A 7590-nucleotide genomic window follows, 5' to 3' on the forward strand; every position below is an offset into this window, starting at 1 on the left:
GATCATGCCGCAAGCATTGTGGGGGCTTTGAAACGGCGAGATGAGCGGTCACGCTCAAGCGATGACCCCGTCGGGCTGCCCACGCAGACCTCGGCGAAGATGTCCACGTCAAGGGGGACACAGCAATGACAGTGCCTGTCAATACTGACTCCGCTCGGTGGTACCGCCAGGGTTCGTGCGGCTATCAGGTCCACACGATGCGATCCGCAGGCAGGATCCTCGATCTGGTCGAGTTCGAGCGACCGGCCGGAGGCATGTCTCGCTCGGGCCTCCCGGATCTCGTCCTGTGTCAGGACATGCTCGGCGGCAGTCATGTCACCGGCGATCTGGGAGCGGGGCGTTTCGACGTGATCAGCAAGAAAGGAGCGATGTATCTTTGTGCGCCGAACTTCGCCCTTGCGTCCAACGTCGACGTCGCTCATCCGCTGCGCGCCCTGGCGTTTCCTTTGGCGCAGTGGCAGACGGTGCTCGATGAAGCCGTCGATGGCCAGTTTTCTTCCGACCTTGCCGATGTCTATGACGGAATGTTCGACTCGCCTCCGATCCGATTGGCGCTCGACAGGCTCTGGGCTCTGTGTGGTGACGAGGGTGCTCCGTCGCGCTTGCTGGCTCAGGCGGTCGGCTGCGAAATCCTGGCCGAACTGAGCCGATTCGGCGGAGCGCCGTTCACACCGTCAAAGGGCGGCTTCGCGGCGTGGGCCGAGCGGCGCTGTCTGGAATTGATGCACGCACGGTTTTCGGAGGACATCAGCCTCGATGATCTGGCGTCCGAGGCGCGGCTCTCGCCGTTCCATTTCGCCCGCATGTTCAAGCAGAGCCTGGGCGTGCCGCCGCGCGTCTACCTCACGCGACTGAGGGTGGAGAAAGCGTGCGAGCTTCTCGAACAGACGGAGCTTTCGATCACCGAGATCGCGCTTGAGGTCGGGTATTCGTCGAACCAGGTTCTTGCGCGCGTTTTTCTCAAGCACATGCGCGTGAGCCCGTCCGACTATCGTCGGGCCGTGCGCGATCCGGTCAGCCCTTTGGTAGCGCTGCGCGCGCGTTCGGCGCCGGGGCGACGGCGATGACCGCCCATGCTCCTTCGTCATTCGCGCAGTGGCACCGCAAAGGACGACATGCGGCTTACGTGCGCGCGATGAAATCTCCCGGGGGCATTCTCGACCTTCTCGAGGTCCAGAGACCAGCCGGGGACATGTCCCGCCCGGCCCTGCCGGACATCGTCCTGATGGAGGACATGCTTGGCTGCAGTCGTGTCAGGGCGGACCTGGGAGGAGGTCGCTTCGATCTGGCGACCAGGAAAGGCGTCCTTGCCCTCGCCGCGCCAAACTTTGCGACGACGGTGATCAACGACGAAAGACATAAGCTTCGCACCCTGGCGTTTCCTTTGGCGCAGTGGCAGGGCGTGCTCGAAGAGGCTGCCGACGGCGGCTTCTCGTTCGACACTTCCTGCGTCTATGGCAGAGTGTTCGAATCGCCGACGATCCGGTCGGCGCTCCGCAACCTGTGGACGCTGTGTGAGGAAGAGGGAGCGCCGTCGCGGCTGCTGGCGCGGGCCGCGGGCTGCGAGATCCTCGCCGAACTCTGCCAGTTGGGAGGGGCCCCGTTCGTCCCGACGAAAGGTGGCCTCGCCCTCTGGGCTGAGCGGCGTTGCCTGGAACTGATGAGGGCTCGGCTTTCGGAAGACATCAGCCTCGACGATCTGGCGGCCGAGGCGCGGCTGTCGCCGTTTCATTTCGCCCGCATGTTCAAGCAGAGCCTGGGCGTGCCGCCGCGCGTCTACCTGACGCGACTGAGGGTCGAGAAAGCCTGCGAGCTGCTCGAACAGACGGATCTTTCAATCACGCAGATCGCGCTGGAGGTCGGGTATTCGTCAAACCAGGTCCTCGCGCGGGTCTTCCTGAAGCACATGCGCGTGAGCCCATCCGACTACCGCCGGGCCGTTCGCGATCCGGTCCGTTCCATCGCGACATGGTGACGTTCACCGGCGGTTTCCAAAGGCTCTTCATGGGGAGCTCGCGCCTGCGCCAGTTCGAGGAGGCTCGTCCTGGAGCGATCCTTACGATTTCTGTTCCCGGGCTGCTCGAGAGACTGGGCATCGCCAAAGAGACCCGAGGCGCCGGTCATTCTGCCGTTCCCAGCGCTTCAGAAAAAGCGCTGGGACAGGTCTTTCGGATCGGGGAGACAAATCTCCATCAATCCACCGCGCCGGCGGCCTGTCGTATCACATCGGCCACTTCGTCAGGGTTTGTCATTGGCAGCATATGACCATTGTCGATATTCACGATCGTGGAACCGGCGCGCAGCGACATCTGGCGTTGCAGGTCGGGCGCGACGGTCCGGTCGAGGGTCGCGATGACGGACCAGCTCGGCTTGCCGGTCCAAGCCGCCGACCGGGTCCGGTATTCGAGGATCGCCATGTTGGAGGCCGCCTGCGACCTTGCCACGAAGATGGCGTCCTCACTCGACATGCCATTACCGACGACCGAGAGAAACGCGTCTTCATGGATCAAGTAGTGGCCGTCTTCGAAGACCGTGAGCTTGTCGGAGGAGAACTCGGTCGGCGAGGAGGCCAAGAGGTCCCCGCCGCTTTCTCCGACATCGGGTTGGAACGCCGCGACATAGACCAAGCCCTTGACGTCAGTGTCCACGCCGACTGCGCTGATGACCACGCCGCCGTAGGAATGCCCGACCAGCAGCATCGGTCCGTCCTGAACGTCCACGATCCGCTGGACCGCGGCGATATCGTCCTCTGTCGAGGTCAGCGGCATCTGCACGACCGTGACCATGTAGTCCTCTGCGGTCAGGCGATCATAAACGTCTCGCCAAGTGCTGCCGTCGACGTTCGCGCCATGCACCAGAACGATGTTCCGCACATCGGCGAGCGCCGCGCCGGACGGCGCGGTCAAGGACCCCAGAGCCATGGCCCCGGACAGGAGAAGCGTTTTCGGATTGGTCATTTTCAGCGCCTTTCGTATGTCGCTTTGAGAGAAAACAGCCTTGACCTCATCTGACCGTCGGACATGGCGGATCACTCCGGAACCAGGACGACCCGTCCGAAGGGAGAGGACTCCTCGGCATGGCGGTGGGCGGCGGGCGCGTCGGCGAGCGCGAAGGCGCGGTCGACGACCACCGTCAGCGTCCCCTCCGCGACGTCGGCCAGCATGTCGTCGACCGTGGCGAAGACGGCGGGATCGAGGAAGCGGGACCCCATGAACACCCCGAGAAGCGACTGGTTCGCCTGCAACGCAGGCCACAGATCCGCCTCGAGCCGACCCCCTCCCGCATTGCCCACGAAGACCAGCCTTCCCCCGTCCGCCAGAACGGACAGCGACGCTTGCAGGGTCGAGCCGACCGGATCGACGACGACGGCGACGCCCTCGCCCTCGGTGCGATCCAGCACGGCGCCCGCGACGTCCTCCGTCCTACGGTCGATCGCAAGGTCCGCGCCGAGAGCCACGAGCCGTTGCAGCCTGTCCGGTCCGCTCGACGAGGCGATGACCGTGGCGCCGGCCCGCTTCGCCAGCTGGATCGCCGCGAGGCCAACGCCGCCCGCGGCCGCCTGGATGAATACGGTTTCGCCGGCGCGAAGGGCGCCGCGCGCGAAAAGGCAATGGTGCGCCGTTCCGAAGGAGATCGGAAGCGCCGCCGCCGCCGCCCAGTGCACGCCGTCCGGCACGAGCCAGGTCTGACGGGCCGGGACGACCCGACGCGCCGCGTGCGACCCGTCGAAACCGAAGCTCGTCACGCGCTGGCCGACGGCCCTGTGCGTCACCGCCGGACCTGTGGCGACGATCCGGCCGGACGCGGCATAGCCCACGACGTGACCCGGCGCGGGAGGCGGCGTCGTTCGCCGATTGATCAGGTCGCCCCCCTCGACCGAAATCGCGCGCACCTCGATCAGCACGTCCTCCGGGCCGACCCTCGGCTCCGCCACGTCCGCACAGCGCAAGACCTCGGGCGGACCGTGATGATCGTAAACCGCCGCTTTCACGACGCTTTCTCCTTCCGGGATCGGGAGCCGGCGTCAATGCGCGAGGCGGCTCGATCTGTCTTCGACAGAACGCGGCCAAGGAAATCACGGATCAGCGCCGCGATCTCGTCGGCGTGGGTCTCCAGGGCGAAATGTCCTGCATCCAGCAGATGCACCTCTGCATCCGGCAGATCGCGCCGGTAGGCCTCGGCGCCCGCGGGAATGAACGCCGGATCGTGGCGTCCCCAGACGGCCAGCAGCAGCGGACGATGCGCGCGGAAATAGGACTGGAACTCCGGGTAGAGCGCCACATTGGTGCGATAGTCGCGGATCAGGTCGAGTTGGATATCCTCCGCGCCGGGCCGCGCCATGTAGGCGATGTCGAGTTCGTAGCCATCGGGGGAAAGAAGCTCCGGATCGGCGCCGGTGCCGTATTGCCAGTTCCTGATCGTGTCGGGCGAGAGCGACGGTCGGCAGGCTTCGCGGTTCGCCTCGCTCGCATCGCGCCAATACGCCTCCCACGGCCCCCACTGGTCGCTGAAGCCCTCGACATAGGCGTTGCCGTTCTGGCTGATGATCGCAGAGACCCGCTCGGGGCGACGCATCGCCAGACGCAGACCCACCGGCGCGCCATAATCGAAGACGTAAAGCGCGTACCGATCGAGCGAAAGCGCCTCGGTGAACCCTTCGATCACATCGGCGAGCCGGTCGAAACTGTAGTCGAAGGCGCCGCGTGGCGGGGCGCCGGTCTGGCCGAAGCCGGGCAGGTCGGGCGCAATGAGCCGATAGCGGTCGGCCAGAAGCGGGATTAGGTCGCGGAACATGTGGCTGGCCGTGGGGAACCCATGGAGCAGCAGGATCACCGGCGCGTCGGCCGGTCCCGCCTCGCGATAGAAGACGTCCGCCTCGCCGACCTGGCGAGACTTGTATCGCGTTCGATTGAGGTATGATCGCATCTTTGAGCGCCTCCTGAGCGTCGCGTGTGGATCGGGGCTGCGCCGGCCTCGTCTCGGACGAGCCGGATCGGCGGTCAGGGACCGCTTTCGGATCACCAATCAGGAATGCGGGCGATCACCTTGATCTCGAAATCGAACCCCGCGAGCCAGGTGACGCCGATCGCGGTCCAGGTCGGATAGGGCGGTTCCGGAAAGACCCGGCTCTTCTCGGCCATGATCGTCGGGAACTGGTTTTCGGGATCAGTGTGGAACGTCGTCACGTCAACGATGTCGTTGACCGTGCAGCCGCCCGCAGCCAGCGTCGCCTCGAGGTTGGAAAAGGCCAGGCGGACCTGCCTGCCGAAGTCCGGTTCCGGCGAGCCGTCGGAGCGGCTCCCCACCTGACCCGAAACGAACAACAGGTCGCCCGACGCAATGGCGGCGGAGTACCCGTGCATCTCGTAGAGGGCGTGACGGTTGGCAGGAAATACAGCATTGCGCCTGCTCATATTTTCATTCTCGCTCTTCGTTGCAGGATCGTAGTTTCTTTTCAGCCGCCGACATGCTTGTCACTGAGCAGTTTGACAGGACGTTTGTTCTAGCGGCTGTTCTCACCAGCCGCCGCCCGAGCCCCACGTCGCGCTCAGCGCCGACCAGAGCATCACCACGCCGAAAAGCATGAACAGGATGCCGGTCAGCATCCTTCCGCGCCTCGCATGGTCCGGCTTGGCGAGCAGTCGGACGACGTGCCGGGCGCCGAGCGCGTAGCCGCCGAGAACGACGAACTTCACGACCAAGAAGGTCCCGACGAGAAGAGCGAGAACGGCCGATCCGCTGTTTGGGGGGAGGAACTGCGGGAACAGCGCCGCAAAGAACAGGACGGCCTTCGGATTGCTGATGCCCACGCCGAACGACTGAACCCAAAGCAGCAGTCCGCTTTGCGGGAGCGGCGTCTCGGCGGCGATCGAACCGGCGCGCCGCCGGGCAGGGCGAAGAAAGCTCCAACCGAGCCATACGATGTAGCCGGCGCCCGCGAGGCGGAGGCTGAGCAGGGCCGCGGGGTAAGTTTCAAGCAGAGCGCCCAGTCCGACCACGGAGAGTGTGGCCAGCATCGCGATGGCGGCCAGATCACCGCTCAGGGCGCCCAATGCACGACGCCACCCGTGGGCGACGGCGTTGTTGACGATGAACAACGTGGACGGTCCGGGCGTCGCCGATTGGGCCGCGCTCACGATCACGAAGGTTAGGTAGGCGGGAACATCCATGGTCCACCTGCGGCGCAAGAATTGATCGAGGACGCGGTCGGCTCGAACGTCGCCTACCCGCCTCCGGCCCATTTCCGACGCAGGCAGACCCTCGGTCAGTGACGAGGCGGTCGTCCCGATGTCACCGCATCCCTCGATGACGCGAGACCCGTCGCTCGGTCCCAGGCTGGGGGGGTGACGCGCTTCGCTTCACGCGCCGCTTTCGGGCTCGATCGCCCGCCACCCCCGCTCGCATCAGGCGGCGATGCCCGGCGCCGGCGTGTTGAGCAGCTGCTGCTCCCACAGATAGGCGATGGCGCTGCCGCTGAGATGGTCCCTCAGGGCGTCGTTCAGGGCGGTCGCCGTCGCGTCCCGGGCCCAGTCGCGCTGCCATTCCGACGCCAGGGCCAGCCACGTCATCATGTTGACGCCGCCCGCGATCATGCGCTGGATCGCGACCTCATGGGCCTCCACCGACGTGCCGCCGGACGCGTCGGTGATCACGGTGACGTCCCAGCCTTCGCCGGCGGCCTGGAGCGCAGGCATCGCCACGCAGATCTCGGTCCAGAGCCCGGCCATGATAAGCTGCTTGCGGCCCGTGGCCTTCACCGCGTCCACGACCTTCGGATCCTCCCAGGTGTTGATCGTCGTGCGGTCGATCACCTGCTGGCCGGGGAACACCTCGGTGACATGCGGAAAGATGACGCCGCCCCGTGCGGCGACGACGCTGGTCAGGATCGTGGGCACGCCGAACACCTTGGCGCACTTGGCCAGCGCGGTCGTGTTGTTCACCACCATGTGTGGGTCATGGCTGTTCAGGTTCGCGAGCTGATAGGGCTGATGGTCGATCAGGACGAGGACTGAATCTTCGGGGCGAAGAAGCGAGTCGAGGCCGTTGCGGAACGTCATTGCGTCACCCTTTGCATCCGGGGAAGAGCCAAGCTCAGGTGGACGACGCTAAAGAAGACGCGAGAGAGGCGCGGCGCGGAACATGCCGCGACCGTGCCGATCTTGCTGTGATGTCGGCATAGCCGTATGCGGGCTTGCCTTGCTGAACGCAGGCTGCCGCTGTCTTGGTCCGGCAGAGCGGGACGCCACCGATCAGCCGGGACTTCACACAACCTCGCACGCGCCGCGCAGTGGCCATCCGGACTAACGGTTCAGGCCGCTCCTGCCGCTCACGCAAACGTCCGTCTACCGCAGTCAGCCAAACGCCCCTCGACCGGCCGGAACCGTTAACGTGTAGCCGTCCAGACGGGGCGGACGACGAGGTCGATCCCGCACACGCCCGCCCTGCGAATGTCCGACTACCGCGCTTCGCGGGTATCACCGCGACCGGCCGGAACCGGGAGGGGCCGTCACTCGTCAGCTTTCGCGTCGAGCCCCTCACGCACGATCCGCATTCGTTCGGCGGGGTAGGGCTGCAGTATCCGCGCCGCCT

The 7590-nt window shown here is 65.7% G+C and carries 8 protein-coding genes; 2 read left to right on the forward strand and 6 right to left on the reverse strand.

The features are described 5' to 3' along the window. Positions 1–125: 125 nt before the first annotated feature. Entirely contained in the window at positions 126–1067 is a 942-nt protein-coding gene (locus BLW43_RS20240) for a helix-turn-helix domain-containing protein (RefSeq protein WP_093256240.1), read from the forward strand. Further along, positions 1064–1975, forward strand: coding sequence for an AraC family transcriptional regulator (locus tag BLW43_RS20245; protein ID WP_093256242.1), 912 nt, complete (start codon positions 1064–1066; stop codon positions 1973–1975). Before BLW43_RS20240 ends, BLW43_RS20245 begins: the two co-directional genes overlap by 4 nt. A 217-nt stretch (positions 1976–2192) precedes the next feature. Here the strand turns inward: BLW43_RS20245 and BLW43_RS20250 are convergent, their stop codons facing one another. From BLW43_RS20250 to BLW43_RS20275, 6 genes are all read right to left on the reverse strand, one after another. Beyond that, positions 2193–2957 carry an alpha/beta hydrolase gene (locus tag BLW43_RS20250; protein ID WP_217632257.1) on the reverse strand — a complete coding sequence of 255 codons (765 nt, stop codon included), beginning with the start codon at positions 2955–2957 and terminating at the stop codon, positions 2193–2195. A gap of 71 nt (positions 2958–3028) precedes the next feature. Then, positions 3029–3991 (reverse strand): quinone oxidoreductase family protein, encoded by a 963-nt coding sequence (locus BLW43_RS20255; RefSeq protein ID WP_093256244.1) that lies wholly within the window; start codon positions 3989–3991, stop codon positions 3029–3031. After that, the gene (locus tag BLW43_RS20260) at positions 3988–4833 is read right to left on the reverse strand and encodes an alpha/beta fold hydrolase (protein WP_245731149.1); all 846 of its coding nucleotides are present in this window, start codon (positions 4831–4833) and stop codon (positions 3988–3990) included. The genes BLW43_RS20255 and BLW43_RS20260 overlap by 4 nt, the downstream gene beginning before the upstream one ends. 185 nt (positions 4834–5018) lie before the next feature. Continuing rightward, a complete protein-coding gene (locus BLW43_RS20265) occupies positions 5019–5414 on the reverse strand; it encodes a RidA family protein (protein ID WP_093256248.1) in 396 nt (131 codons plus the stop codon). 102 nt (positions 5415–5516) lie between these two features. After that, entirely contained in the window at positions 5517–6170 is a 654-nt protein-coding gene (locus BLW43_RS20270; RefSeq protein ID WP_093256250.1) for a LysE family translocator, read from the reverse strand. A gap of 234 nt (positions 6171–6404) precedes the next feature. Further along, positions 6405–7058, reverse strand: coding sequence for a hydrolase (locus tag BLW43_RS20275; protein ID WP_093256252.1), 654 nt, complete (start codon positions 7056–7058; stop codon positions 6405–6407). Positions 7059–7590: the final 532 nt, after the last annotated feature.

The sequence above is a fragment of the Rubrimonas cliftonensis genome (genome assembly GCF_900107585.1).
GTDB classification, from domain to species: Bacteria; Pseudomonadota; Alphaproteobacteria; order Rhodobacterales; family Rhodobacteraceae; genus Rubrimonas; species Rubrimonas cliftonensis.

Bases quoted from the DNA above. Each gene is read 5' to 3' on its own strand.
- BLW43_RS20245 (WP_093256242.1), top strand. From the start codon at position 1,064: ATGACCGCCCATGCTCCTTCGTCATTCGCGCAGTGGCACCGCAAAGGA.
- BLW43_RS20270 (WP_093256250.1), bottom strand. From the start codon at position 6,170: ATGGATGTTCCCGCCTACCTAACCTTCGTGATCGTGAGCGCGGCCCAA.
- BLW43_RS20240 (WP_093256240.1), top strand. From the start codon at position 126: ATGACAGTGCCTGTCAATACTGACTCCGCTCGGTGGTACCGCCAGGGT.
- BLW43_RS20275 (WP_093256252.1), bottom strand. From the start codon at position 7,058: ATGACGTTCCGCAACGGCCTCGACTCGCTTCTTCGCCCCGAAGATTCA.
- BLW43_RS20250 (WP_217632257.1), bottom strand. From the start codon at position 2,957: ATGACCAATCCGAAAACGCTTCTCCTGTCCGGGGCCATGGCTCTGGGG.
- BLW43_RS20265 (WP_093256248.1), bottom strand. From the start codon at position 5,414: ATGAGCAGGCGCAATGCTGTATTTCCTGCCAACCGTCACGCCCTCTAC.